Genomic DNA, 921 nt, shown 5'->3' on the forward strand with positions numbered 1-921 from the left:
GCTTCTTCCCAAACCTCAATATCGGTAAGTTTCCAGCGCGTGCAGCCTGGGGAGAGACGGATAGGCTTCGGGAAGGTTGGATCAGTATTCACCCAACGCCACGGCGTTGTACGGTGTACGCCATATCGGGTGGCTATCTGATTATCGGAAAGGTAGGTCTCGGGCATGATTATGCACTCCAATCAGTTGCGACTGGATACAGCATGATTGATGAAAACGATTTCGCGTAGCTGGTGAGGTTACGAAAACTTACCCATGAATGCTCCGCAACCTACCCATCTGTTGCCTTCATCCTACTAGGACAATCTTTCGAAAACTCAATCATTATTCTCGTTAAGATACTGTTTTTAAATCCATATGTAACATTCTGATGTTTGGCACGACAGGTGGCTAGGTTAATCATCGGCACTTGACGGGGAACCACCACTTTTATTCCAATTACTTACAACCATGATCCGCTCTTTGGCTGCTGTAGATAGTTTGCCCTCACCTTTCCATGATGCTGGATTCCCCTTGATCCAATCGTCGATCATGTTTTTTGCACTTTGCTTCAGGTTCTTTTTTGAGGCGAGCGCTCGCCATGCGCTTACAGCTAGAGCCAACTCAGGAGCGAAGTGACTATGTTTGGGATTCATGAGCTCATCTTCCTGTACTTCATCATCAGCAAAGAAAAATCCAACAGCCCGCCCTTTTAGGCGTAGCCACTGCTTGATATTCTCGACTTCAATGAGAGTTTTATCCCAATCGGGCACCCGCTCGCCCCCCGTGTCAGCGTAGTTGTCCGCCGCTTTACTTTTCCTCTATTTTACAGGTGGGCGGGATAGGACAATGACTTGGGATATTCACCGGAACGGAAGGCGGCTATGCTGAAGCGGATGCTGCTGCCGAACAACATGGCCATTCGAGATTTGTCGCACGAGC

2 protein-coding genes are annotated in these 921 nt (G+C 48.5%); one reads left to right on the forward strand and one right to left on the reverse strand.

Annotation, left to right across the window (positions count from 1 at the left end):
* On the forward strand, positions 1-230 hold a 230-nt coding region (locus ACOI1H_RS25835; RefSeq protein ID WP_422441203.1), incomplete at its 5' end, for a hypothetical protein.
* Positions 231-395: 165 nt separating this feature from the next.
* Here the strand turns inward: ACOI1H_RS25835 and ACOI1H_RS25840 are convergent.
* Positions 396-752 (reverse strand): hypothetical protein, encoded by a 357-nt coding sequence (locus ACOI1H_RS25840; protein ID WP_422441204.1) that lies wholly within the window; start codon positions 750-752, stop codon positions 396-398.
* Positions 753-921: the final 169 nt, after the last annotated feature.

Source organism: Loktanella sp. DJP18 (genome assembly GCF_049310965.1).
Lineage (GTDB): Bacteria > Pseudomonadota > Alphaproteobacteria > Rhodobacterales > Rhodobacteraceae > Loktanella.